General features: G+C 47.4%; 20 protein-coding genes, 2 pseudogenes and 1 riboswitch. Of the genes and pseudogenes, 7 read left to right on the top strand and 15 right to left on the bottom strand.

Features of this window, described 5'->3' with window-relative positions:
• Positions 1-224 precede the first annotated feature (224 nt).
• The 9 genes from NQ534_RS10565 to NQ534_RS10525 all read right to left on the bottom strand — a co-directional run bounded on the left by NQ534_RS10565 (position 225) and on the right by NQ534_RS10525 (position 10895).
• Positions 225-1571: an MATE family efflux transporter gene (locus NQ534_RS10565; RefSeq protein WP_040783285.1), complete on the bottom strand. Its 1347-nt coding sequence runs from the start codon at positions 1569-1571 to the stop codon at positions 225-227.
• Positions 1572-1783: 212 nt separating this feature from the next.
• Positions 1784-3028, bottom strand: coding sequence for a S1C family serine protease (locus NQ534_RS10560; protein ID WP_006862067.1), 1245 nt, complete (start codon positions 3026-3028; stop codon positions 1784-1786).
• Between the two features lie 309 nt (positions 3029-3337).
• Positions 3338-4153: a hypothetical protein gene (locus tag NQ534_RS10555; RefSeq protein ID WP_143115787.1), complete on the bottom strand. Its 816-nt coding sequence runs from the start codon at positions 4151-4153 to the stop codon at positions 3338-3340.
• 53 nt (positions 4154-4206) lie between these two features.
• Positions 4207-4593, bottom strand: a complete 387-nt coding sequence (locus NQ534_RS10550; protein WP_006862070.1) for a hypothetical protein — start codon at positions 4591-4593, stop codon at positions 4207-4209.
• Between the two features lie 243 nt (positions 4594-4836).
• Positions 4837-5412: a cysteine hydrolase family protein gene (locus NQ534_RS10545; RefSeq protein WP_006862071.1), complete on the bottom strand. Its 576-nt coding sequence runs from the start codon at positions 5410-5412 to the stop codon at positions 4837-4839.
• Complete coding sequence (locus tag NQ534_RS10540; RefSeq protein WP_006862072.1) at positions 5409-6728, bottom strand: MATE family efflux transporter; 1320 nt, start codon at positions 6726-6728, stop codon at positions 5409-5411. Before NQ534_RS10540 ends, NQ534_RS10545 begins: the two co-directional genes overlap by 4 nt.
• A 199-nt stretch (positions 6729-6927) precedes the next feature.
• Entirely contained in the window at positions 6928-8400 is a 1473-nt protein-coding gene (gene xylB / locus NQ534_RS10535) for a xylulokinase (RefSeq protein ID WP_006862074.1), read from the bottom strand.
• A 206-nt stretch (positions 8401-8606) separates the two neighbouring features.
• Positions 8607-10094 carry an L-fucose/L-arabinose isomerase family protein gene (locus NQ534_RS10530; RefSeq protein ID WP_006862075.1) on the bottom strand — a complete coding sequence of 496 codons (1488 nt, stop codon included), beginning with the start codon at positions 10092-10094 and terminating at the stop codon, positions 8607-8609.
• A gap of 189 nt (positions 10095-10283) precedes the next feature.
• Positions 10284-10895 carry a DUF4867 family protein gene (locus NQ534_RS10525; RefSeq protein ID WP_006862077.1) on the bottom strand — a complete coding sequence of 204 codons (612 nt, stop codon included), beginning with the start codon at positions 10893-10895 and terminating at the stop codon, positions 10284-10286.
• A gap of 122 nt (positions 10896-11017) precedes the next feature.
• Here NQ534_RS10525 and NQ534_RS10520 point away from each other — a divergent pair, with 122 nt between their 5' ends.
• Positions 11018-12163 carry an ROK family transcriptional regulator gene (locus NQ534_RS10520; protein WP_006862078.1) on the top strand — a complete coding sequence of 382 codons (1146 nt, stop codon included), beginning with the start codon at positions 11018-11020 and terminating at the stop codon, positions 12161-12163.
• Positions 12164-12232: 69 nt separating this feature from the next.
• The gene (locus NQ534_RS10515) at positions 12233-12691 is read left to right on the top strand and encodes a DUF4869 domain-containing protein (RefSeq protein ID WP_006862080.1); all 459 of its coding nucleotides are present in this window, start codon (positions 12233-12235) and stop codon (positions 12689-12691) included.
• Positions 12692-12794: 103 nt separating this feature from the next.
• On the opposite strand, the pseudogene NQ534_RS10510 reads toward NQ534_RS10515, so the two are convergent.
• Positions 12795-14417 (bottom strand): annotated as a pseudogene (locus NQ534_RS10510) (IS1634 family transposase); the annotation flags it as partial.
• A gap of 1 nt (position 14418) precedes the next feature.
• On the opposite strand from NQ534_RS10510, the pseudogene NQ534_RS21730 reads away from it, so the two are divergent.
• The 5 genes and pseudogenes from NQ534_RS21730 to NQ534_RS10485 all read left to right on the top strand — a co-directional run.
• A pseudogene (locus tag NQ534_RS21730) lies at positions 14419-14610 on the top strand (DUF4869 domain-containing protein); the annotation flags it as partial.
• Positions 14611-14616: 6 nt separating this feature from the next.
• Positions 14617-15063: a P-loop NTPase family protein gene (locus NQ534_RS10500; protein ID WP_006862081.1), complete on the top strand. Its 447-nt coding sequence runs from the start codon at positions 14617-14619 to the stop codon at positions 15061-15063.
• Between the two features lie 153 nt (positions 15064-15216).
• Positions 15217-15400: riboswitch (cobalamin riboswitch) on the top strand.
• Positions 15401-15736: 336 nt separating this feature from the next.
• Positions 15737-16783: an ABC transporter substrate-binding protein gene (locus NQ534_RS10495; RefSeq protein WP_006862083.1), complete on the top strand. Its 1047-nt coding sequence runs from the start codon at positions 15737-15739 to the stop codon at positions 16781-16783.
• A gap of 39 nt (positions 16784-16822) precedes the next feature.
• The gene (locus NQ534_RS10490) at positions 16823-17848 is read left to right on the top strand and encodes a FecCD family ABC transporter permease (protein WP_242655349.1); all 1026 of its coding nucleotides are present in this window, start codon (positions 16823-16825) and stop codon (positions 17846-17848) included.
• A 13-nt stretch (positions 17849-17861) separates the two neighbouring features.
• On the top strand, positions 17862-18611 hold the full coding sequence (locus NQ534_RS10485; protein ID WP_006862085.1) for an ABC transporter ATP-binding protein: 750 nt from the start codon (positions 17862-17864) through the stop codon (positions 18609-18611).
• Between the two features lie 115 nt (positions 18612-18726).
• Here NQ534_RS10485 and NQ534_RS10480 read toward each other — a convergent pair whose 3' ends face one another.
• The 5 genes from NQ534_RS10480 to NQ534_RS10460 all read right to left on the bottom strand — a co-directional run bounded on the left by NQ534_RS10480 (position 18727) and on the right by NQ534_RS10460 (position 25042).
• Positions 18727-19944, bottom strand: a complete 1218-nt coding sequence (locus NQ534_RS10480) for an ATP-binding protein (RefSeq protein ID WP_143115906.1) — start codon at positions 19942-19944, stop codon at positions 18727-18729.
• Between the two features lie 263 nt (positions 19945-20207).
• Complete coding sequence (locus NQ534_RS10475) at positions 20208-21251, bottom strand: NAD(P)-dependent alcohol dehydrogenase (RefSeq protein WP_040783353.1); 1044 nt, start codon at positions 21249-21251, stop codon at positions 20208-20210.
• A gap of 145 nt (positions 21252-21396) precedes the next feature.
• A complete protein-coding gene (locus tag NQ534_RS10470) occupies positions 21397-22455 on the bottom strand; it encodes a sugar ABC transporter substrate-binding protein (protein WP_006862091.1) in 1059 nt (352 codons plus the stop codon).
• A 74-nt stretch (positions 22456-22529) separates the two neighbouring features.
• On the bottom strand, positions 22530-23528 hold the full coding sequence (locus NQ534_RS10465) for an ABC transporter permease (protein WP_074680262.1): 999 nt from the start codon (positions 23526-23528) through the stop codon (positions 22530-22532).
• Positions 23528-25042: a sugar ABC transporter ATP-binding protein gene (locus NQ534_RS10460; RefSeq protein WP_006862093.1), complete on the bottom strand. Its 1515-nt coding sequence runs from the start codon at positions 25040-25042 to the stop codon at positions 23528-23530. The genes NQ534_RS10465 and NQ534_RS10460 overlap by 1 nt, the downstream gene beginning before the upstream one ends.
• Positions 25043-25161 lie beyond the last annotated feature (119 nt).

Genomic DNA, 25161 nt, shown 5'->3' with positions numbered 1-25161 from the left:
TTCTATCGCCAAATGCTTAACCGATTCTGATAAAATTCTTAACAAATCTGATTTTCTCTTATTTTTGAACTAAAAAACGTCCACCGGACGTTTTTGTCGTATGCATGGCAACAAAAAAGCGCCCGGTTATCTGTTACAATAACCGGGCGCACCCGACATCTTCCGTTCGACTGTCAATCATTGCGATGATGCGTCCTCCGATGACATCCTATTTGATTTCTTCCTCACAGACCGGAGGAACGCTTTTCTGTCCTGAGCCTCCCGGTACACCTCACCATCATAATAACCACGTAAACCGCAACAATCAGCTCTGTGAGCGGCATGGAAAACCATATCGCATCCCCGCCTGCCAGCGCAGGCAGCGCCAGGATGAATATACCGCTGATTACCGCTCCCCTGCCCACCGATACAATAAACGATATAGCAGGCTTCATCACTGCCTGGAAGTAGTAGGTCGAAAAGATGTTAAGCGGCAGAAGCAAAAAGGAAAGACCATATCTCCTGATGATAGACGGCGCAATCCTCAGTATTTCTTCTGTCGGGGTCATAAAAATCCGCACAAACAGGTTCGGAACGCCCTCTGCCAGGGCTGTCCAGATTACCCCGAACACCACCGCGGTGCCCACCGCATATTTTAAAGTCTCTTTTATCCGCTCTCCCTTTCCCGCCCCATAGTTGGTGGAAATAATCGGCTGGGAAGCCTGCCCGATGCTGTAGGCACAGCACTGTACAAAGGTACTGATGTTAATAATAATACCATAAACGGACAGCGCATCTGTTCCCAGATATCTCAGTATCTGACGGTTAAACAGCATTGTAAGAATTCCCATCGCCACATCTATAAAGAATGTGGAAAAGCCGGTCACGCTGATAGTCTTCAGCATGGAAAACAGCTTTTCGGGTTTTTCCAGCCGGATGGTATTCTTTTTGCCCGCAAAATGCGTCAGCATGATAATCAGCGAAAAAACAGAGCCCATAGCGGTGGCAAGACCTGCTCCCATAATTCCCATGTCCAGGGCAAATACAAAGAACCAGTCACCAAACACATTGAATATTCCACCGGTCAGAACAGCCTTTGTCGCAAGCTGCGGCTCCCCGTCATTGCGCAGAAACGCCGCCATAAGCTGGGTAAACAGAAAGCTCGGCACCACAAACTTTACCGGAAAAAGGTATTCCTTTGCCAGCGGCAGCAGCGTCTCCTCCGCTCCGAAAAGCCGCAGCAGCTCGTCATCAAAGAAAATAACACACAACCATGTAAGTACCGCTAATATACTTACCCCAATCAGGGCTGCCGTAAAATATTCATTCGACTTTTTGCGGTTCTTCTCCGATTTTCCTCTCAGTGTGCTGAACATAACGGAGCCGCCAATTCCCATCAGCAGGCCCAGGCTGTAAATGATGTTCCACACCGGACTGACGACCGCCAGAGCCGCTGTCCCTTCCGGTCCCTGGTATTGCCCTACCATCGCCATATCGACCACGCCATAAATCGACGATATCAGGGCGCTTCCAAAAGCTGCCCCCAGGTATTTGAAGTATATTGGTTTAATCTTGTCTTTCAGAAAATCCATACTTTCCATCTCCTTTACAACATATTTCGCTTCCGATGCATGGCAACAAAAAAGAGCCGGATAAAAACCACAGACATTTCAGTCTGTTGCCTTATCCAGCTCATCATTTCCCGTGAATGATTTGCCCTCCGAGCAAGCACCTTTATTATACAAAATACAATTCAGATGTCAAGAATTATTTTAAGAAAATTCCTGTCATTCCCCTGGCGTCTTTAATCCAGTGTCACCGTGACATTCACTTCACTGTATTCTCCAGCGCCAAACCTTTTCAATGTGATGTCAACACTTTCCCCGGTTTTATAATATTCCAGCACATTTTTCAGGTCGCGGATAGACTTTATCTTTTTTCCGTCAAATTCTGTAATAATATCGTTCTTCTGAATGCCGCCGTTTTCCGCGGCAGCGCCATCCGTAACCTCTGACACGAACACGCCTTCCGGTATGCCGTACATCTGAATCGCATCATTAGAAACGGTTTCTCCCCTGATGCCAAGTGTTCCCTGCTCCTTCGTATCTACCTTCTCTCTGGTTGTCTCGTTCATAAGCCCCGTCAGCCTATCTTTCACATCAGAAATGGCGATTGCATATCCCATTCCCTCAATTCCGGAAGATGCCATTTTTACAGAATTGATACCAATGACCTCGCCATCCATGTTCAGAAGCGGTCCGCCGCTGTTTCCCGGATTAATGGCGGCATCTGTCTGAATCAGCTTTACGTTCCCGTCATCCGTATCTTCTGTGCTGTTGCTTTTTGACAACGTACGGTTCTTCGCGCTTACGATTCCGGTTGTTACAGACTGTCCGTAACCAAGAGCATTCCCGATTGCCAGAACCTGCTCGCCCACTTCTATTTCATCTGAATCCCCGACAGTGGCAACAGAAATCTGTTTTTTTGTATCATCCGATATATCATCCAGCTTCACAGAAACAACCGCCAGGTCACTGTCTGAATCCGTTCCTTTCACCTGCGCTTCATACGACTTGTCATCCGCAAAAGTAATCGTCACGGTATCCGCATTTTCGACTACATGATTATTCGTTACCATCAGAAGCTCCTCTCCGCTTTGTCCGATAATGATACCGGAACCGCTGCCTTCCACTTCCTGCTGCAGTGTAGAACTGCCTCCAAACGAATACATTCCAAAGTAATCCTGTACTTCCTGCACGGTTTTGGTAGTAATGGATACCACGGATGGCATGGTTGCTTTCACAATATCAGATACATCCAGGCTTCCTTTATTTTCTGTGCCCCCGCTGTCCTTCTTACTTAATAGCTGAACCTCTTTCACGGTCCCGGTCTGGGAAGATGCCGCATTCACAGTCTGTCCATGATTCATGTACATGGAACCCAGCATTCCGGTAACGATACCGCCTGTTAAGAGCAATCTATATCCAAGCCGCTTTTTGTTCATTCTGTTCTGTCTTATCGTCATAAGTTCAAATTTTTTCTTCTGCATTATAAATGACCTCCTGCGTTTTATATTTATTTTTTTAGGATTTATCCTCCTGTTGCTTTAAGTATGAGTTCCAAACCTTAACAGATTCTGAATGAATTCTGAACAATTCTTCTGTTCTATCCGCTTCGCAGTATATCTGCCGGATTGCGATGTGCCTCTTTCCCATCGCGGATACTGCTTAACAACCGCAAAAGAGAGCGCCGCTTTCTGCAGAACAAGGATTCCACAATAGTGACGCTCTCTGTTATAATAAAAGAGGATTTCTATGAAAAAGTTTTACTGTACACTGTTTACCATCTGTTTTGCTTTTTAGCCGTTGGTTTTCTTACTGCCTGTACTTTTGCCGGCGCTGCCGGTATCTTTTCCGGCTTCCATCGTCGTCTCTTTCTTCGCGGAATCCGAATCTTTTGCTTCTTCAACTTTTACAGATGAAACAACTGTAATTTCCACCGGCTTTTTATCAGCATCACAGGTTATCTTAACCACATCACCTACCTTAATGTCTGCCAGCTTAATTGTCTCCAGCTCCGGCACGGAGGTATTTGTTTTGGAGGCGTCTGCTTTGGAAGCATCTGTTTTAGAAGCATCTGTTTTGGTATCGCTGGTTTTTGTGCCGCTGGTCTTGGTGTCGCTGGTCTTTGTTTCTGTTTTCTTATCAGAAGCTGTCTTTTCTTCTGACTTTGCGGCGCTGCCTTCGGAAGCTTTCTTCTCTTCCGTTTTCTCTCTCTGGAGTTTCATATTGCTGTCAACCGTGATGGTTTCATTTTTGCCGGTAAGCTTCATGACCTGCCCGTCTGAACCGGCTTCCTTCTCATCTTCCAAAGTTCCTACCGCGATTTCAATGCTCTCTTTGTCAACGTTTGTAACGCGCCCCCACATCACATCATTTTCTTTTTTCGTATCGGCAGCTTTGTTCTCTGTACCGGACGTCTTATTCTGGGTATCGCCCGAAGCCTCCTTCTCCGTTGTCTTCTCAGTTGTCTTCTCAGTCGTCTTTCCGGCTGTTTTCTGGGCTGTCTTCTGCGCCGCCATCTGCGTCGTATTTGCGCTTACCATCAATCCGCTTGCGGAAGATAATGTCATTGCTGTTCCTAACATAAGTGCCATAAATTTTTTGTTCATCATATTAACCATTCCTTTCTTTTCCATAATTTTTGTTTGTTACTGCCAGAATTATTTCAGGTGATATTTTTTTGTGTTTCTTTTTCAGAATCCGACGTATCAGACGACTTTTTGGAGTTCTGCTGTCCGGAACTGTCCGACTTTTTCTCAGTCGGCTTTTCTGTACTTTTTTCCGTTGCCTTCTCCGTTTTCTTTTCTGTCTGTTTTTCCGTCTGCTTTTCTGTTTTCCTTTCAGTCTGCTTCTCAGTGCTCTTTTGTGATGTTGTTCCGCTGCCGGAAGCACTCTTTTTTACACCGCTGCTGCCTGCCGATGTCTCCGTTTTTGTTCCCGTTTTATCAGTGCTCTTTGTCTTGCTGCTGCCACAGGCTGCAACAGAGAGTGCCAAAACACCTGCCATGCAGACCAGCGTACCCTTTTTTAAAAGTTCCTTGGTTCTGTTCATATTCTTTATTCATCCTTTCTTTTGCTTATTTGCAATGGCTTCTTTGCCTTTGCTGATTCACATTATCAATCCGCGACCTTAACAGTTCCTAAACAGATTCTTAACGATTATAAAACCTGATTATTTCAGAAAAAATTGCGAAGAGCAAAGATGGGATATGAGGTGTGTTCGTGTCGGATACGCAATTTAAAGAGCACAAAAAAAGAGCGTCTGTGCAGGAAATCACACAGACTGCCCTCTGATTTATGAATCTGCCGCTTCTACATCTGCCGTTGTAATCAGCGCGTCTCTCTGTAAATACTGGATCGCCTTTAAAGCATACTCATGTGCTTCCCGGCTGGAACCCGCAACAGCGTCCTTCACCACCCGGATGTGATAGTCATTCTGATGTGCGTCCACCGCCGTATAATGAACACATACATCTGTAAAACCGCCAATCAGATACAGCGTATCCACATGAAGCCCTTTCAGCAAAATTTCCAGGTCTGTTCCAAAAAATGCGCTGTATCTGCGTTTGGAAATCAGATATTCTCCTTCAACCGGATATGTGAGTTTTGCGTAATCTGTATAAGGGGAATTTTCCATGCAGTGAATCCCCTCCGAGCCGTCCAGCTCCCGCCCGAAATCTACCATATCCGGTCTGTGCACCTCTTTAATCTGGATAACCGGCAGCTTTCTCGCCCGGAAAACATCCAGTACTCTTTTTGCGTTCCGGATGCATTCCCATCGGGGATCATCCATATTCGATTCATTCATTTCCATAAAATCTTCCTGCTGAATGTCAATGACCAGCAGCGCGCTTCTCTCTTCAATTTTCATATGTTTTTTCCTTTCTTTGCTGATTGTTTATATATTGTAAATCCTGCCAGCGCCGCAAGCGCTTCCGTTACCGGATACGTAACCCATACCCCCGTCATTCCCCACAGAAAAGACAGTAAAAATGCCGTCGGAATCACCAGAACAATTCCTCGAAGCACAGACAGGATATGCGCCGGAAGAGCCTGTTCTATGGAAGTAAAAAAAGTTGCAAGAATAATATTATAGCCTGCGAACGGTGCTGATATAAAATATAGCCGCAATCCGGTAACAGCAATCTTCTGAAGCTCCGCATTACATTCACTGTTAAAAACAGTTGTAATCGGCGCCGCAAAAATAAAAATCACTGCATACAAAACAGCCGACAGCGCAAATACGGTAAGATTTGCATAGCGCAGCACCGATTTAATCTGCTTCCGGTTTCCCTCTCCGTAAAAGCGGCTGATAAGCGGCTGCGCCCCCTGTGCAACTCCCGTATATATTGCAATAACGACAAGAGAAATGTTTGCAATAATTCCATAAGCGGCAACGCCGGTATTTCCTGCCAGTTTTAAAATAATCACGTTAAAAGTAATCATAACGATTCCGGAAGAAATCTGCGCAATCAAAGAAGGAAAGCCCAGTGATAAATCCCATTTTACAATTTCCATATGAAATCCTGTTTTCACAAAATGGAACGTATTTTTATGCCTCCTCCAATGCGGCAGCATCATCAGAATGCTGATAACCGGAGATATTCCTGTTGCCAGAATTGCTCCGAAAATCCCCATACGCAGGGGAAATATAAAAATATAGTCCAGTATCACATTAGAAAAGCTTCCGATAACCATTGCGCACATGGCAAGCTGCGGGCTTCCGTCATTCCGTACAAAGCAGAGCAGTATATCATTTAAAATAAAAGCCGGAGAGAAAAGTAACAGCCACCGCAGGTAAGTAACCGTCATTTCCAATACCGCCGCATCCGCGCCCAGAATCAATGCCAGTTGTTCTGAACAGAAAAATCCGGGAATCATATACGCGATTGAAAATAAAACACCCAGATATATCGTGTTTGTATAAATTTTATCTACCAGTTTCTGATTATTTTGTCCTTTGCAGACAGAAAATTTTGTTGCGCCTCCCATACCGGTCATCAGACCTGTGCCATGAATAAAATTGTAGACCGGAATCGCAAGATTCAGTGCCGCCAGCCCGCTTGTCCCAAGCCCTTTCGAAACAAAGAATGTGTCTGCTAAAATATAACAGGACACTCCCAGCGTTCCTAAAACACTTAAAAACGTATAGCGGAAAAATTCTCCGCCGCAAGACGTTCTTTCCATACATCTGACCTCCTTAACAAAAAAATAGCGCCAGCGCTTTCTATCTTCAATGGCCTAACGATAGAAAGACTGACGCTTAAATCCTTACCCGGCGGCAAGGAATGCATAAATTTCATTTGTACCGGAAATGCCTGTTCTGCAGACACTCCCGGTGTTCTTTCCGCCGCCCGGCTTTTGTGCGCCGGGCGGATGTTTCTTTTTAAATTGTTACGGTATCAAACAGCTCTTTGACTGTCGGGTAGATCTTTGCGAATTTCGCGTAGCGGTCGTTGTATTTTTCTACCAGCTCCGCATCCGGCTCTACAGTATCCACTACCTTTACAAGCTTTGCAGCCGCTTCCTCAACGGATGCAAATTCGCCGCATGCCACTGCCGCCAGCATGGCTCCGCCGTATCCCGGTCCCTCTTCGCTCTCGATCACATCTACCTTGATGCCGAGCACGTTTGCGATAATCTTTTTCCAGAGCGGGCTCTTTGCGCCGCCGCCGCAGATTTTGGTGCGCTCGATCTTAATGCCGAGTGACTTTGCCACCTCGAAAGAATCACGGATTGCGAAGGCTACGCCCTCCAGAACTGCCTGCGTCATATCTGCGCGGGTAGTGTCCATCGTCATGCCGATGAAGGTTCCTCTCGCATTCGGGTTGTTGTGCGGGGAACGCTCACCCATCAGATACGGCAGGAAGAATACGTGATTTTCGCCAAGCTTTTCAATCTTTGCCTGCTCCGCCGCATAATCCTTTGTACCGATGATTTCATCCATCCACCACTTATTGCAGGATGCTGCGGAAAGCATGCAGCCCATCAGATGGTAATGTCCGTCCGCATGTGCAAAAGAGTGCAGCGCGTTGTTTTCATCCACACCAAAGCTCTTGCTGGAAACAAAAATGGTTCCGCTGGTGCCAAGGGATATGTTGCACATACCGTCGCCAACGGTTCCGGTTCCGACTGCCGCCGCCGCGTTGTCGCCCGCGCCCGCTACGATTTTTACATTTTTCGGGAAGCCAAGCTCGTCCGCGATTTCCGGAAGGATGTCACCTACCGCCTCATAGCTCTCAAAAATCTTCGGCACCTGTGCCTCGGTAATGCCGCAGATTTCCAGCATTTCCTTCGACCAGCATTTATTCTTTACATCGAAAATCAGCATACCGGAAGCATCGGATACGTCCGTGCAGTAAACGCCGGACAGCTTAAATGCGATGTAGTCCTTCGGCAGCATAATCATTTTGATTTTTGCAAAGTTTTCCGGCTCCTCTTCCTTCATCCAGAGAATTTTGGGCGCCGTAAATCCTGCAAATGCAATGTTCGCCGTGTACTCGGACAGCTTGTCCTTTCCGATTACATTATTCAGATAATCGGTCTGCTTCTGGGTACGTCCGTCGTTCCAGAGGATTGCAGGACGGATTACGTCGTCGTTTTCATCCAGCGCAACCAGACCATGCATCTGTCCGCCGAAGCTGATGCCCGCAATCTGGCTCTTGTCGCAGTCTGCGGTCAGCTCCTTTAAGCCTTCCATAACGCCGCTCCACCAGTCCTCCGGCTTCTGCTCCGACCAGCCCGGATGCGGGAAATACAGCGGGTATTCCTTTGAAACAATATTGTGAATCTTACCCTCGCCATCCATCAGAAGAAGCTTCACTGCGGATGTGCCAAGGTCAACGCCAATGTATAACATGTTTTTCCTCCTTAAAACCTATTCATGCCGGGCTGGCGCCCTATATTTGCTGTGAGCCACGGCACCTTACGCCGTGCTGCGCACTCGCATCCGCTTTGCGTCTGCTCGTTCGCGGGCTGGCGCCCTATATTCAAAAAACAAGAACCCGACCGTTGGGAGAGCAAGCTCTCCCCCGGTCTCTTCTTGTTTTTTTCATGCACGGCTTTTTATCCCCACGGATTCTCTGTCGGATATCTTACGCCTGCCGGCTGATTGTAGCCGATTTCGTTTACGTCTACGCCGAGAAGCTTGAATACCTCAAAGAGTGCTTTTCCATGATGTCCGAATGCAACTGCACCATGATGCGGATAACCGCCCTGGAGCAGAACGTGACGGTAGAATCTGCCCATTTCCGGGATAGCGAATACGCCGATGCCGCCGAAGGAGCGTGTTGCCACCGGAAGGATCTCGCCCTCTGCGATGTAAGCGCGCAGCTTGTTGTCTGCGGTGCTCTGCAGACGGTAGAAGGTGATTTCACCCGGCTGGATGTCGCCTTCAAGCGTACCCTGGGTAACTTCCTCCGGAAGGGTTCTTGCCATGATCATCTGATATTTCATGGAGCATGCGGACAGCTTCTTGGAGCAGGTATTTCCGCAGTGGAAGCCCATGAAAGTATCATTCAGCTTGTAGTTGTATTTGCCCTCGATGGATTCTTTGTACATATCCTTCGGAACAGTGTTGTTGATGTCGAGCAGAGTAACGATGTCGTCGCTTACCGCTGTACCGATGAACTCGGACAGTGTTCCGTAGATATCAACCTCGCAGGATACCGGGATTCCGCGGCCTGTCAGACGGCTGTTTACGTAGCACGGAACGAATCCGAACTGTGTCTGGAATGCCGGCCAGCATTTTGTGGTCAGTGCAACATATTTCCGGTAGCCCTTGTGTGCCTCAATCCAGTCAAGCAGCGTGATCTCGTACTGAGCCAGCTTCGGAAGAACTTCCGGCTTCATGTTGCCCTCGCCAAGCTCTGCTTCCATATCCTTTACAACGTCCGGGATACGCGGGTCGCCTGCGTGCTTGTTGAATGCTTCGAACAGGTCAAGCTCAGAGTTTTCCTCGATTTCAACGCCAAGGTTGAAGAGCTGCTTGATCGGTGCGTTACATGCAAGGAAGTTGAGCGGACGCGGACCAAAGCTGATGATCTTCAGATCCTTTACTGCGACATATGCGCGTGCGATCGGAACGAACTCTGCGATCATGTCTGCGCAGTCCTCTGCGTCACCAACCGGATATTCCGGAATGTAGTAGCCCTCTACGTTGCGGAGCTGCAGGTTGTAGCTTGCGTTCAGCATACCGCAGTAAGCGTCGCCGCGGCCGCCAACCAGGTCTTCCTGTGTTTCTTCTGCTGCTGCGATGAACATTTTCGGTCCCTCGAAATGTTTTGCAAGCAGTGTCTCGGAAATTTCCGGACCAAAGTTGCCAAGGTAAACTACCAGCGCGTTACAGCCGGCTGCTTTGACGTCCTCCAGAGCCTGCACCATATGGATTTCACTCTCAACGATGCAGATGGGACATTCGTAGATGTTCTTCTCATCATATTTTGCTTTGTAAGCCTCTACAAGTGCTTTTCTTCTGTTTACGGACAGAGACTCCGGGAAGCAGTCACGGCTTACCGCAACGATTCCGATTTTTACTTCTGGCATGTTGTTCATTTCAAGTATCCTCCTGTTATTTTCTTATTATAAATATTTTTGTTTCCGTTTTGTTCTGCTGCGCACTCCTTCGTCTGCGTCGCGGCTTTTCACGTTTCCCGCACCCACAAAAATCTGCGCGCCCGCATCATGCCCGCTTTGGGTAACTGATGCCGGTTCCGCGCGCACCGGAATATGCACGCATGTGTCTTACACTTCTAAGTTTTCGCCCTTCAGGCCGATAAATGCGCCGTCCACGCCGCCCTCTGCGTGCGCGATCAGCCACTTATTTCTTGCGGTGAGAAGCTTGTCCTCCGGCAGCTTTCCGGAAAGATGCGGCGGCTCGGTGTTTGTTCCCTTCGGAAGCACAACTACCACCTGGAAGCCCTTTTCTACCGCGTTGCACGGAGCATAATGAAGCGTGGTGCCGTAAAACTCCAGCACTGCTCCTGCCGGAGCCTCAAAAGCTTCCATCTTCGATGTATCGTATGTAAAATCATCCTCCACATCCTGCTCCGAACCGAGAATAAAAATCGCGCCCTCCAGCGGAATGTTAATCTCGGAATCACGATGATACTCTACGGCATTTAATTTGTGATTGTTGCCGTTGCAATAACCGATCTGAATCGGCATACCGCCGTATACACTGTCGCGGATCGTCTCATATTCCGCGCAGGCTTCCAGCTCCGGTGCAGATGCAACATAAACAACATCCTGCGGAAGCGGCGTATCCGCCAGGCGCTTCAAAAGGTCCGGAACTTCCAGGTTTAATACCCGTCCGTACTTGCGGAAAGCGCTGTCTGTTACGCTTTTAATCTGCATTTGAAAAACCTCCCTTTTTTATTTTACGAATTAGTTTACTTTCTAAACTAATTGTGGTATACTTATCATAACGCATCCAACGTATTTTTGCAAGACCTATTTCATAAAAAGGAGAAAAAATTATGCTTACCGGCAATCAGGAACTCATCCGCGACATCAACACACAGTCGGTCCTCCGCACCATCATCACGCATGGCGCTATTTCCCGTGCTTCCATTGCCTCCGAGCTTGGTCTGACAAAGGCGACGGTCTCCGCCATCGTACAGGTACTTCTCGACCGCGGCATCATTTTCGAGGCGGAAAGCAGCGACACCGCACCGGAGGGCAGAAAAGGCAGAAAGCCGATTTTTCTTCAGTTAAACAAAGACTGCGGCTATGTCGTCGCCATCGACCTTGCCACAGAAAATATTACCCTGATGACGGCAAACCTGCTGGGCGGGAACTGCCGTCTGACGCAGTTTCCCACACCGGAGAAAACAGAGCTTCTGCTTCCTCTTTTAAAGGAACGGATTGACCGGGCAATAAACGCGCTCCCGAAGACACGCTATGGGCTTCTCGGCATCGCCCTCGGCATTCATGGCGTTGTCCATCATAACAAAATCATTTTTCTTCCGTATTCTTCTTTCGGGGATATCGATTTTGTGTCACGCCTTGGCGATATCTACGGCGTGCCCGTCGTGATGGAAAATGAGGCGAATCTTTCCGCGCTGGGCGAATGGGCGCACTGCCACGATACCAATGAAATGCTCTACATCAGCGTCCACTCCGGTATCGGCGCCGGCATCATCATGAAAAACCAGCTCGTCAAGGGCAAAAACGGCTACGCCGGAGAATTTGGCCATACTATTATCGAGGTAGACGGACGTCCCTGTCCCTGCGGCAATCACGGCTGTCTGGAGCAATATGCCTCTGAGCGCGCACTGTTTGCGGAGCTCTCCGCCCAAAAGGGCTATCCGGTAAACGCAGAGGTCTACGGCAGGCTTTACCGCCAGGGCGATCCTGCCGCCGTGCGCGCCATGCAGCAGTTTATCAAATATATGTCCGTCGGCATCAACAATCTGCTGAACACCTTCAATCCGGACATCATCGTGCTCAACAGCTCGCTCACCATGTGCCACGCCGGACTGTGCGACGACATCGCGGCGCAGCTCCACAACAACATGAAGGACTACTGCCGCCTGGTTCCCTCCACCCTGCAGGACACCGCCGTGCTTCTTGGCGGCGTATACCTCATCCGGGAACGCTTTCTGTATCCGAACCGGATTTAAAGGCCCGGATTGCATTTACAATGGTTCAATGCTAAAATAATCCGTAGGAAGCAAAAGAGAGGTGCTTATATGCTGACAATTTTTTTTGGCGATATGGAAAACAGCGTCTACAATACCGCTGTCTATTTTAAAAATACCTATGAGCCGGAATGGTTCGATTCCGCCCTGGCAAAGCAGATGGTTAAAGATATAGATAAATCAGACGTTCTGAGCGGCGAATGTATCCAGAGCCCGGTCTTGGGACAGATTCCTCCTGAAAGGTTATCCGGTGGTGTAAAAACGCTGCTTCTTATGCTGAATGAACCGGATAAAATTTTCAACGCCTCCACGTGCGGGGATAACTGCGCAAAATGGATTCTGAAAATAGCGGAAAGCAAAAACCTGACCATCAATCTCCGGCATCTGATGGATTTTGGGAAAGACACAAAATTCACAATCGTTGTCGGGAACAGCGGAGAAATCGTGCATTCGATGAAAGAGCTGATTCCCGTTGCCTCTGAATATCTGAACAAAATGAAACAGGAGTAATATATTATCCCATCTTTGACAGTTGAGAAGGCTAAAACACCTCGCAAACCCAGTGTTTATGCTGGTTGCAAGGTGTTTTGCTCTTGTTTTGAAGTATGGTATTTTATTTTCTCCCTTTACTTTTTTTCTGGATTGTTTTCATTTGGCTTTTTGTAATGAATTGAAAGTCTGTTTCAAAACCACATGCTTCGTGTAAGGCATCGGTTAGTTTGTCCCGTGTATAAAGTGGCATGAACCCCTGTTCCTGTACATCAGCAAAATTCATGGATTTCAGTTTGTCCAGGATTGTTTCACAGGTATAGGCATTTCCCAAACTTTTTTCAAGGTAACGGTATATGACTAATGCAAGAAAACAGATCAGGAAATGTGCTTTGATACGCACATCGTCATGAAGAAATACAGGTCTTGCTTCAAAATCTGTTTTCATGATGCGGAAACATTCTTCGATTTCCCAACGGCCCTCGCTTACTTTTAAAATATCTTTTACGTCATCATCTAACAAATCTGTAGTTACAGCGTACATTCCATCATAGAGCGCTTCGGTTTCTATTTTATCTGTATCCAGATAATTCTTGATTTTAGCAGCTTCTCCTTCTTCTGTAACTGCAATCTTACCTATAAATCGTGCGGGATCGTTCGGGTTTCTGCGTTCTTTTTTTACTTTCCCGGAATGGAGCATTTTTTCGGCACGCTCTACCTGTGCGTCACGTATTGCTTTCTGATATTTTGCATATTTAGGAGAGTAAGTGACAATGAGACGCTGGTGCAGTGAATGAGGGGTATATGGTTCATCCTTATAATACAGGCCGGCATCATCCTCTGTAAGTCTGGAAAGATCTGCCGGAGAATCATCGGAAACACGTTTAAAGCCAGTTTTGTCCAGTGCCCATTTCCTGTCATCTTTATTCAGCTTTTTGATGGACTGGGTAACAATAAAAGCTCTCTGGCCTGCATGGTTTATTCTTTTAATGGCTTCTGAACCAAGTCCGGCATCACTGCAGTAAATAAATTTTGTACAACCAAAGTCCTGGAGGACTTTTTCTTCCAGAGGTTTTAGTGATGTTTGTTCATTCGCATTTCCGGGAAAAAGGGAAAAAGCAAGAGGAATTCCAGCTCCGTCCATAAACATCCCCATTTGAATGATTGGATTAGGCCGGTGTTCTTTTCCTTTCCCGTATTTTCTCTCCCCATCTTCCTGCTCGATCTCAAAGAAATAGTTTGTACAGTCATAATAAAGTATCTTATCATCTCGTTTTCCGAGAAGATGACTGTTTTTATAAACTTCAGACTGGATGAAATCGCATTCATTTCCCAGGACATCAAGAGCCCGGTATATATCATGTAATTGATAAGAAGGTTTTTCCAGGAATTCAGAAGCTATCTTAAAAGAAGAACGCTTACTTGCTGGTTCCAGAACCCTGGCATAGATCAGATCGGAAAGGATGGCATTGATATCATACTTAAATTTATATTTATCTCTGAGCTTTCGGCAAGTCTTATCAAGCTGGATACGATAGTAAAAGGCTTGTGGAAAAAGATATCCTCCGCGGTAAAAGACCTGCTGACTATAATCCAGCTTCTGGTCAGAGTGAAAAGTTATCTGAACCGACTTGGCCTGCTGTTCTTCTTTGTATCTGAGTGTTTCCAGTCTGGCTTCCTCTCTGGCCCATTTCATGACATCATCGCGGGTAGGACCGTGTTCTGGAAGAAGTTCTTTCAAGGTTCCGGATAACTGCGCAAAATGGATTCTGAAAATAGCGGAAAGCAAAAACCTGACCATCAATCTCCGGCATCTGATGGATTTTGGGAAAGACACAAAATTCACAATCGTTGTCGGGAACAGCGGAGAAATCGTGCATTCGATGAAAGAGCTGATTCCCGTTGCCTCTGAATATCTGAACAAAATGAAACAGGAGTAATATATTATGAAGGGCGCTCACAGAATCATTGTTGAATCAAAGAAAATCCGATACGATTTTACCATTAGAAGAAATATCACCATCCTCACCGGAGACAGCGGCTCCGGTAAAACCGTATTGATTGATTTTATCCGTGACTATAGAAGATACGGTACTGACAGCGGCATTGTAGTCTCCTGCGACCTCCCCTGCCGAACATTAGACAGCGAAGACTGGGAGCGGCAGTTGGAAGGCATATCCGGTTCCATCATTTTTATTGATGAAGGAAGCCGCTTTCTGGCTTCAAAAAAATTCGCGGAGCTTGCTTTGAAATCAGATAACTACTTTGTGCTCGCAACACGGGAAAAGCTGCCAATGCTTCCTTACAGTGTCCGGGAAATATACGGCTTCCGTGAATCCGGAAAATTTCACGAAGCGAAGCAGAAGTACAACGAAATATATAATCTTTATTAATATGGAGCTATTCCAAAAGAAAACTTGCCAGAAGTTATTTATCTTCAAGAATAGTAACAGCCGCCAAAAAAGTCATGCATCTGATCATCTGGGATTAGATAAAATCAACAAAAAAGTTCTCTTGCAAAGCATACAGCTATATGCTATCATGAATTTTGTCGAAACAAAGCAGGTGAATTTCCGTATCCGGAAATGAGAGGGAATCAGGAAAAGCCTGAGCGATGCGGTCACTGTGAGCAGGGAGCTTCCCCGGATATCCATTGCGGCGAATGCCGTGAGAAGGAGGGACAAGCGCAAATCTGTGAGCCAGGAAACCTGCCTGCCTTGTGCGAAAGAAGCTTCCATGCAAAGCATCCTCGCAGATTTGTTCGTATCTACGACACACGCAGCAGTTCCGTTTTCCGGTTCATGCAGCCGGCTGCAAAGCCCGGTCCCAACTACTGCGCACAAAACGATCTGTCTGGTATGCCTGTCTGTGAAGACAGGCTTTTTTGTTGCCATGCATCCGAAGGGAGCTGCCGGTGGCAGGTCCTGGAGGAGCCATAAAAAGTTCTCCAACTTTTCCGGGCATGCATCCAGACCAGGATTCTTTTTTATGGACTTCCAGTAACCAATCACTCATTTCATGATGTTGGGGCAAAAGTCCCGACCATAATATCTATGGAGGTGCAAGATGAAAAAAAGAAACCAATTACTGACACTGATTATGGCTGGCGTAATGGCGCTCTCCCCGGCAGCAGCTTTTGCTGAGGAAACAGAAGCCGAAACACAGGAAGCCGCTGTGGAAACCGAAGCTGCGGAGACAGAAGCTGACGGCACAGAAGCCGCAGATGGCGACGTATTTCCTTTCACGCTGGTGACAAAGGACGACCAGGAGGTCACCTTTACACATGTTCCGGAGCGTGTAATCAGCACCAATCCCAACACCGGAGAGCAGCTTATGGCGCTGGGTCTCGGCGACAAAATTATCGGAACCTGCTATAACAACGCCCAGCTTCCGGAGCAGTACCGCGAAGAATACGAATCAAAGCCGGTTATCTCTGACAACAACGGTTATCCGTCCCTGGAGGTAGTTCTGGACCTGGAACCGGATTTCATTTATGGAAGAAGCTCTGCTTTCAGCGATTCTGACACGGCGATTGCCACACATGATACCTTAAGCGATTACGGCATCATGTCCCTTTCTTCCATTGAAGGCTACAAGCTTGGCTGCGACGTGGAAGATGTTTATCAGGATTTTTACAACCTCGGCAAGATTTTCCAGGTTGAAGACAAAGCAAATGAAATCGTAGACGGTATGAAAGCCCAGATTGCGGCAGTCGAAGAAAAAATCGCCGGAACAGAGGAAGTGCGGGTATTCAACTTTGACAGCGAACGTGACGGCGGCGCCTACACACCCGGAAATAACTTCACCTCAAAGCTGATGCGTCACGCAGGCGGCGTCAATGTATTTGAGGACCTTGAAAAGACCTGGAACAACGTAAGCTGGGAAGCCGTTGTAGAGGCGGACCCGGAGGTTATCGTCATCAATGATTACGGCGATACGACCGCAGACGAGAAAATCCAGTTCCTGCTGGACAACGAAGCCCTTTCCGATGTAACCGCCATCAAGAACGAAAACTTCCTTGTTATCACGCTTCCGGAAGTATTCGCCAGCACCCGTGTGGGCGATACGATTGAAAAATTTGCCCAGGCATTCCATCCGGAGTGTTTTGAATAATTTCATATGAAACGGTTATGTAAATTCATGAGGGAACACGTGGGGATAACCTGCGTGTTCCTGCTAATACTATTGATTCTGTCGATGATTCTTGCCATCGGAATCGGGCCCGTCAGCATCCCTTTCCAAACGGTCTGGCAGGTGGTTCTTCATCATCTGACCGGCATAGGCGATGTTGAAGATATCCGGATGAGCACCCAGAACATCGTCTGGCATCTGCGGACGCCGCGGGTGCTGATGGGCGCTATGGTAGGTTCTGCGCTGACGCTTTCGGGCGTCGCCATGCAGTCGTTTACCAAAAATCCGCTGGCAAGTCCCTATGTGCTCGGCGTATCCTCCGGCGCAACCTTCGGCGCTTCGCTTGCCATCGTCACCGGAGCGCTCTCCTTCCTTGGCGCATACTCTGTCCAGGGCGGCGCTTTTATCGGCGCAATGGCGGCGATTTTAATTGTTTATTACATGGCGAAAAGCGGCAAAGAGGTGGCGCCCATCAAGCTGGTTCTGGTGGGAACGGCTATTTCCGCCATGTTTACCGCATTTTCAAACTTTCTCATTTACAAGGCCCCGGATGACAGCAAAATCCGGGAGGTGACGTTCTGGACGCTTGGCAGCGTAGCCAGTGCCCAGTGGGAAGAGCTTCTTCCCCTGTTTGTGGTACTGATACCGGGCTTTCTGTGCCTGTACGCTCTCTCAACCTCCATGAACGCGCTTCTTATGGGAGAGAGCAGCGCGGTGACGCTGGGAATCAATATCAATCTTGTGCGCAAAATCACCGTCTTTCTGTCTGCGGCGCTGACCGGCACGGCAGTGGCAGTAACCGGCAGCATCGGGTTCGTCGGACTTGTTATTCCGCATATCGTGCGGTCGATGGTCGGTGCGGACCACCGGAAGGTGATTCCGATTTCCACGCTGCTGGGAGCGATTTTCCTGGTCTGGGTGGACGTCGGTGCCAGAATGCTCGACCAGCCCAGCGAAATTCCTATCGGCATTATTACTTCCATGCTCGGAGCACCTGTCTTCCTGTGGATGATACGGGTACGGAAATATTCCTTCGGGAAATCTTAAAGGAGGCGGACCTATGCTCAGTGCAGAAAAAGTAAGCTACCGCACCCGGCAGGTGGAGATTATCCGGGATATTTCCCTCACCGTAAACCAGGGGGAATTCGTGGGCGTCATCGGTCCGAACGGAAGCGGAAAATCGACGCTGCTGAAAAATATCTACAAAATGCTTGTACCCGTTTCGGGAGATATTCTTCTGGACGGAAAAAGTCTTCTGAAAATGTCAAACCGGCAGATGGCGGAACGCATCGCGGTGGTTTCGCAGGAAAGCGAAGCAAATTTTGACTTCACCGTCGAAGAGGTCGTGCAGATGGGGCGCTATCCCAGAAAACGTCTGATAGAAGCCGCCAATGACCATGACCGCGAGATAGTCTGCCATTCGCTGGAAATGGTCGGAATGGAAGATTTTCTGGAGAGAAGCTTTCTGAGCCTGTCCGGCGGTGAAAAGCAGCGGGTACTGATTGCCCGCGCGCTGGCGCAGGAAACGGAAATGATTATTCTGGACGAGCCGACCAACCATCTGGATATCGGCAGCCAGATAAAAACGCTGTCGCTTCTGAAAGCGTCGAAAAAAACAGTGCTGACCGCACTGCACGATTTAAGTCTCGCTTCAAAATTCTGCGACCGCATCTACGTGCTCAAAGGCGGTCAGAACCTTTGCGACGGCAGACCGGACGACGTTATCAGCTCCGCGCTCGTGGAGGAGCTCTACCATATCCACGCGGATGTATTCCGGCGAAACGAAAAAATATTTATCGATTATGATTAACAGATAACAAGGGCAGCCTGGCTGCCCTGTTGCATCGCAGGAAATCGTTGCAGATGATTTGCAACGATTTCTTTTTCGTTGCACAACGATTGCAACGAAACCACTGTATTTAACACTATATTTCCGTCATTCCCATAAGCCACTCCAGCGCATTTACCCGCCGGATGCCTTCGTAATCCCCCTCCGGGTCCTCGTCCAGCGTAAGAAGAAATTTGGGATAGTGGTCATTTATTTTCTGCAACGGCGCCAGCTCCCGCCGCAGTGTCTGCTCATCGCGCACAGAAGCCGCCACCTGATAATATGTGATTCTCTTATAATCCATTGCCACAAAATCAACTTCAAGTTCATCCAGCCTGCCGACATATACATCATACCCTCTGCGTATCAGCTCCAGATAAACTACATTTTCCAGAATATGGCCCACATCAGCAGAACGGGCTCCCAGCAGCATATATCTCAGACCAATATCCACCACATAATATTTTTCCAACGTTTTCAGATACTGCTTTCCTTTTATATTATATCTTTTTGCCTGATAAATGATGTAGCTCTCCATTAACGCATCCAGATATTTTTCTACTGTTTTTGTATCAATTTTTCTGCCGTTCGACGTCATAGTGTCCGCAATTTTCTTTGTGGAAAGCGGACTTCCAATACTATCAAACAGAAATCGCACAATGCTTTCCAGCATCATCGTATCCGGAAACTTATTTCGTTTTGCAATATCTTTTACCACAATGGTGTTATAAATTCCATCAAGGTAATCCCGGATTTCTTTCGGTCGCCCTGCAAGCTCCAAGGTATACGGGAAAGAGCTGTTTTCCAGATATGTCACATACTTTTTCCCAAGCTCCTGCATATTTCCTGTGCTCATCACATATTCTTTAAATGATAACGGCAGCATCCTGATTTCCACATACCGTCCCGAAATCAGTGTGGCAATTTCCGACGACAGCATATAAGCATTTGAACCTGTCACATATAAATCAACATTCTTTTTAATAAACAGACTGTCCAGAACCCCGGCAAAATCATCGCAATGCTGTACTTCGTCAAGAAAAACATAGGTCATTTTATCCTGCACAAGGCGTTCCTTTATATATGCATGAAGTGCTTTGGGCTCCCGCAAATCATAAAAATCATAATCTTCCAGATTTACCGCAACTATCTGTTCGCCGGATACGCCATTTTTTCTCAGATAATCCTGATACATTTCCATCAGCGTTGATTTTCCACACCGACGGACTCCCGTGATGATTTTTATTATATTTTTGTCCCGAAATGCAATGAGTTTTTCAAGATACTCTTTTCTCTCTATCCGTCTGACAGCCACAGGCAATCCCTCCAATCCATTTGCTTCTGAAATTCCAAAATCATCCTTGCAAAAATATTTTTAGTATATTTTATCCCAAAACTTTTGGATTATCAATATTTTTAGGAAAATTTTTCCCAAAACTTCTGTTTTTCAATGCTATTTGGAATTTCCCCAATGTTCTGGAACGTTTCCGGCAAGCTTCCATGTTGCAAAATCTCCCCAAAAAACGCCGCCCGGATTTCTCCGCGCGGCATTTTCTTTTGTTTTAATGTAAACGATATTTAGTTCACCTTTATAATTGCTTTTACAAGATCGGTCTTGTTGTTGATGGCTTCCTCAAATGCCTCCTGGATATGGTCGAGGTCGAATTCGTGGGTTGCGATCTTCGCTACCGGGATAGCGCCGCTGGAAATCGCTGCGATTGCCTGCGGATATACATTTCTGTAACGGAATACAGACTTGATGGTTGCTTCCTTGTCCATAATCTGTGCGAAATTATAAGTGATTTCCTCTTTTGCGGAAATACCTACCAGCACGATGGTACCGCCGCGCTTTACGAAGAACGGAGTCTGCGCGATCGTCACCGGAGAGCCTGCCGTCTCAAATACCTTGTCGGCGCCCTTTCCGTCTGTCAGTCTCTTCACTTCCTCAAATACATCCACCTTACCGCTGTTGATCACATCGGTTGCGCCAAGCTCTTTTGCCTTTTCCAGACGTGCATCCACAAGGTCCGCCACGATAATTCTGCTTGCGCCGTGCGCCTTACAGCACATCATCGTCACCAGACCGATGCAGCCGCCGCCGAGAATCAGAACGGTATCGCCAAGCGTAACCTCGCCCTGGTTTGCAGCGTGCATACCAACGGAAAGCGGCTCAACCAGCGCACCCTCTTTCGTGGAAACGTTGTCCGGCAGCTTGAAGCACATATTCTCCGGGAACGCAATAAATTCCTCGTAGCATCCCTGTACCGGCGGTGTTGCCAGGAACACAACATCCGGGCAAAGATTGTAACGTCCCGATTTACAGAATTCACACTCGCCACAGGTGATGCCCGGCTCCAGCGCAACGCGGTCGCCCACCTTCAGCTCCTTGCATCCCTCGCCTACTTCCACAACAGTTCCCGCGCACTCATGTCCCAGCATGAATTCGTCGTCCGTTACCACATAGGAACCGCATCTTCCGGAATGGAAGTAATGCACGTCAGAACCGCAGATCCCGACATACTCCATTTTTACTACAACCTGTCCTGCTCCTGCCGTCGGCTTATCGATTTCCTTGATAATCATTTTATCGATGCCGTTCATAAAAGCTGCTCTCATTTTCATGTCTTTATGCTCCCTTTCTGTTTTTGTATTGTATGTAAAACGCATTGCCCGGCAGGCGGGTGCCTGCCAGGCAGCTATTTACAATATTTTACCTTGCCTTTTTCTCAGGACTTTCCTATACAGATTCATTATATCTTTTTATTACTTACTCTGCAAGTGCATCCTCTGTAAGTTCACCGTTATCGATATAAATCTGGATGAACTCATCAACGTTATCTGCGTTGATTTCCGGAGCTTCCACGAAATCTGCTACATCGGTGTACTCCATTTCGCCATTCAGAACCTTCTCCGCGTATTCCATGTTCAGATTTGCAATTTCTTCTGCATTCTGAAGAGCGGTAGCTGTAAGCAGACCTTCCTTAACCAACATACAACCCTGTGCTGTTCCGTCAACGCCGTATGCCAGGAAATTCGGTGTGCCGTCTTCGTTGATATACTCGGAGTTGTTGCGGATAGCCTCGATTGCACCTGCTGCCATGTTATCATTCATGGAAATGATTGCATCGATGTGGGTTCCGCCCTGTGTCCATGTCTCCATCAGAGTCATAGCCTCATCATTGTTCCAGTTTGCATAATCTTCGTAAAGAATCGTAACATCCGGGCGCTCTGAGAAGAAATAAGTATCCCATGCCTCACGGCGCTTTTCCGCGTGATAGTTTCCGGACGGTCCGCGAAGAACAACAACATTTCCATTCTCCGGAACTTCATCTACGGCACGGATTGCACCGCGGGAAGCCTGCTCAACCGGGTCCGCGTCAACGGTACCGGTACCTGCCATAACTGCATTGTCCACTTCCTCGTCGCCGGTCACACCGTCAAGGTCACTCTGATGTGTCGTCGGGTTCGTTGTGATAACCGGGATGCCTGCATCCGCAACCTGCTTTACATACGGAGCCTGTGCCGCATTGTTGTTGGACTGTACGATAACCAGGTCATATTCTTTTGTAATACAGTCTTCCAGAAGCGTTGCCATTGTGTTGTCATCTGCTTCACCGCTCACGCAGGTAAGCTCAATATCATCATACTGGTCTGCCGCCTTCTTCATGGAATCTGTCAGCCATGCCGCAAAAGTATCTGCACTTGCACGTGCGATGAAACAAACGCGATAGGTTTCTCCTTCTGCAAACGCTGTGAAGCCCGTCATGGATGTCGCCGCAACTGCCGCTGCGATTGTCATTGCCGCCAATTTTCTCATTTTCTTCATTTCTTCTTTCCCATCCTTTCTTTTTTGTAGGTAAATATTGTAAAATAAACACTGCGTCCATGCAGTAACGCATTCTACTTAGCGGAGCTGTTTTCCTTCTTTGTATCGTCCACCGCCATAATCATCTTGCTCGTCTTGCGGCTCTTGCTCATGATATCAAATGCCACGGCAATAACGATAATTGCTCCTTCGATGATATTCTGTATGTAAGAGTTTACACCAAGCAGATTCATGATATTTTCCAGGATACCGATGATAAAAGCACCTGCCACCGTTCCCATAACCGTGCCGACACCGCCGGAGAAAGAGGTTCCGCCCACGATTGCCGCCGTCAGACCGGTCATTTCATAGCCGACCGCACCATTCGGAAGGCCCGAATTGTTTCTCGCCATAAAGATAACCCCGGCAAGACCGGCAAGCATACCGTTTATGAGATACGATTTGTAAATTACCAGCTTTCCGTTGATGCCGCTTGCTTCCGCCGCCTTGCGGTTGCCGCCGATTGCATACAGACTCCGCCCGTAACTGGTATGATTAAACATATACCAGACGGCTATCGTAATCACAATAACAATAATAACAGGAACCGGCATAAATCCAATCATGCCCTGTCCGATATTGACATATTTGCCAATCTGCAGGATATTTGCTCCGCCGGTAAAGTAAAGAGCAATACCGCGGGCAATCTGCTGCATACCCAGCGTTGCGATAAACGCCGGTACTTCAAACTGTGCAACGAAAATACCATTAAACAGGTTGCACGCCATACCTACCAGCAGCGCTACCAGAATCGCCAGCGCCATTGAACCGGTCGCTTTGTAGCAGGCTACTGAAAGCACACCTGCCAGCGCAAGTACAGAACCTACCGACAAATCCAGGAATCCGCTGACAATCAGAATCATTTCGCCATAAGCTATCAGAATACCAACGCAGAGCTGTCTGGCAATGTTCATCAGGTTGTTCGTTTTCAGGAAATACGGGCTGAGCAAAGAACAGACCAGAAACATTACAATCAAAACAATAAAAATGGAAAACCTCTGTAAAAAAGCGGAAAGCTGTTTATTTTTTTTCATTATTTATCTCCTTTCCCTGTCTTGCCGAAAAGACCGGTCGCATGCATCATAATGGTTTCCTGCGAAAATTCCTCTCTGCTCAGGCATCCCATGATCCTTCCCTGACACATCACATAAATTCTGTCACACATGCCAATCAGCTCCGGCAGCTCTGAGGACACCATAACAATCGTCTTTCCTTCTTTGACAATATCCGTCATCAGTTTGTATATCTCAAATTTTGCGCCTACATCAATTCCTCTTGTCGGCTCATCCAGAATCATAATCTCCGGATCGCAGAGCATCCATCTTGCCAGCAGAACCTTCTGCGCGTTTCCGCCGGACAGTGAGGCAATCAGTGTATCCAGAGACGGCGTTTTCACATTCATCTTCCGGAATATTTCTCCAACCTCTTTCCGCTCTTTGCCCCTGTGGTTCTTTCCGCCGTAGAAATAGCGTTTCAGCGATGCGATGCTGGCATTTTCCATAACGCTTCGCACCGGGATGATACCGTATTCTTTCCGGTCCTCCGACAGCATGATCAGCTTTTTCGCAATGGCGTCATGCGGGCTTTTAATCGTCACTTCCTGCCCGTCGATCTTCACTGTGCCGCTGTCCTTGCGGTCCATACCGAAAATCGCACGCATGACTTCGGTACGCCCCGCGCCTACCAGTCCGGCAAATCCAACAATTTCACCCTTGCGGGCATAAAAATTGATATCTGCAAACATGCCTTTGGAATTAAAATTCTGCACCTCGAAATTCTTTTCGCCAAGCGGAAGGATTTCCTTCGGATATGCATTGTCCATTTTCCGTCCAACCATACGGGCAATGACTGTTTCAATATCCAGATTCTCCGCCCTGTCCGAGGAAACCACCGCGCCGTCACGGATGATAGTGATATCATCGGCAATCTGGAATACCTCGTCCATTTTATGCGAGATATAGATGATGCTTACACCCTTTGCCTTCAGCTCCGCAATCTTCTCAAACAGCAGCTTTACCTCTTTCTGTGAGATGGAGGAAGTCGGCTCGTCCATGAGTACCACCTGGGCGTTATTATTAACCGCCTTAATAATCTCCAGCATCTGGATATCGGAAACGGTCAGTGTTTTCAGCTTCTGGTCTGGCGCATAGCTTAAATGCTCTTCTTCCAGAAACTTCTCCGCTTCGCGACGGACCTTTTTCCAGTCAACCTTCCCAAACTTATTTACCGGCAGACGCCCCATAAACAGGTTTTCTTCTACGGACAATTCCGATACATAGTTCAGCTCCTGGGCTATCATGGATATCCCGTACTCTCTTGCCTGGAGCGGATTTTTGATTTCGACCGGCTTTTCGTCTATGTAAATCTGCCCTTTGTCTGCCTTGTACAGACCGGTCAAAACCTTCATCAACGTGGATTTTCCTGCGCCGTTTTCCCCGCACAGTGCATGGACGGTGCCCTTTCGCACTGCAAAGTCGATATTACTCAGCGCTTTCACCCCAGGGAATGATTTTTCAATTCCGCTTACTCTCAATTTGATTTCATCCATATACTTCGTCCCCTACTTCCCTGAAAACGGATTAACTTGTTAACATAGTTATATACTCTTTTTACAATTTAGTCAATCATTTATTAACCATTTTACGCAAGTTTGTAAAATCACTCCAA

The organism is Marvinbryantia formatexigens DSM 14469, from assembly GCF_025148285.1.
Classification (GTDB): domain Bacteria; phylum Bacillota; class Clostridia; order Lachnospirales; family Lachnospiraceae; genus Marvinbryantia; species Marvinbryantia formatexigens.
This window is presented reverse-complemented; position numbering and strand designations above follow the sequence as displayed.

Bases quoted from the DNA above. Each gene is read 5' to 3' on its own strand.
- NQ534_RS10565 (WP_040783285.1), bottom strand. From the start codon at position 1,571: ATGGATTTTCTGAAAGACAAGATTAAACCAATATACTTCAAATACCTG.
- NQ534_RS10560 (WP_006862067.1), bottom strand. From the start codon at position 3,028: ATGCAGAAGAAAAAATTTGAACTTATGACGATAAGACAGAACAGAATG.
- NQ534_RS10555 (WP_143115787.1), bottom strand. From the start codon at position 4,153: ATGATGAACAAAAAATTTATGGCACTTATGTTAGGAACAGCAATGACA.
- NQ534_RS10550 (WP_006862070.1), bottom strand. From the start codon at position 4,593: ATGAACAGAACCAAGGAACTTTTAAAAAAGGGTACGCTGGTCTGCATG.
- NQ534_RS10545 (WP_006862071.1), bottom strand. From the start codon at position 5,412: ATGAAAATTGAAGAGAGAAGCGCGCTGCTGGTCATTGACATTCAGCAG.
- NQ534_RS10540 (WP_006862072.1), bottom strand. From the start codon at position 6,728: ATGGAAAGAACGTCTTGCGGCGGAGAATTTTTCCGCTATACGTTTTTA.
- xylB (WP_006862074.1), bottom strand. From the start codon at position 8,400: ATGTTATACATTGGCGTTGACCTTGGCACATCCGCAGTGAAGCTTCTT.
- NQ534_RS10530 (WP_006862075.1), bottom strand. From the start codon at position 10,094: ATGAACAACATGCCAGAAGTAAAAATCGGAATCGTTGCGGTAAGCCGT.
- NQ534_RS10525 (WP_006862077.1), bottom strand. From the start codon at position 10,895: ATGCAGATTAAAAGCGTAACAGACAGCGCTTTCCGCAAGTACGGACGG.
- NQ534_RS10520 (WP_006862078.1), top strand. From the start codon at position 11,018: ATGCTTACCGGCAATCAGGAACTCATCCGCGACATCAACACACAGTCG.
- NQ534_RS10515 (WP_006862080.1), top strand. From the start codon at position 12,233: ATGCTGACAATTTTTTTTGGCGATATGGAAAACAGCGTCTACAATACC.
- NQ534_RS10500 (WP_006862081.1), top strand. From the start codon at position 14,617: ATGAAGGGCGCTCACAGAATCATTGTTGAATCAAAGAAAATCCGATAC.
- NQ534_RS10495 (WP_006862083.1), top strand. From the start codon at position 15,737: ATGAAAAAAAGAAACCAATTACTGACACTGATTATGGCTGGCGTAATG.
- NQ534_RS10485 (WP_006862085.1), top strand. From the start codon at position 17,862: ATGCTCAGTGCAGAAAAAGTAAGCTACCGCACCCGGCAGGTGGAGATT.
- NQ534_RS10475 (WP_040783353.1), bottom strand. From the start codon at position 21,251: ATGAAAATGAGAGCAGCTTTTATGAACGGCATCGATAAAATGATTATC.
- NQ534_RS10470 (WP_006862091.1), bottom strand. From the start codon at position 22,455: ATGAAGAAAATGAGAAAATTGGCGGCAATGACAATCGCAGCGGCAGTT.
- NQ534_RS10465 (WP_074680262.1), bottom strand. From the start codon at position 23,528: ATGAAAAAAAATAAACAGCTTTCCGCTTTTTTACAGAGGTTTTCCATT.
- NQ534_RS10460 (WP_006862093.1), bottom strand. From the start codon at position 25,042: ATGGATGAAATCAAATTGAGAGTAAGCGGAATTGAAAAATCATTCCCT.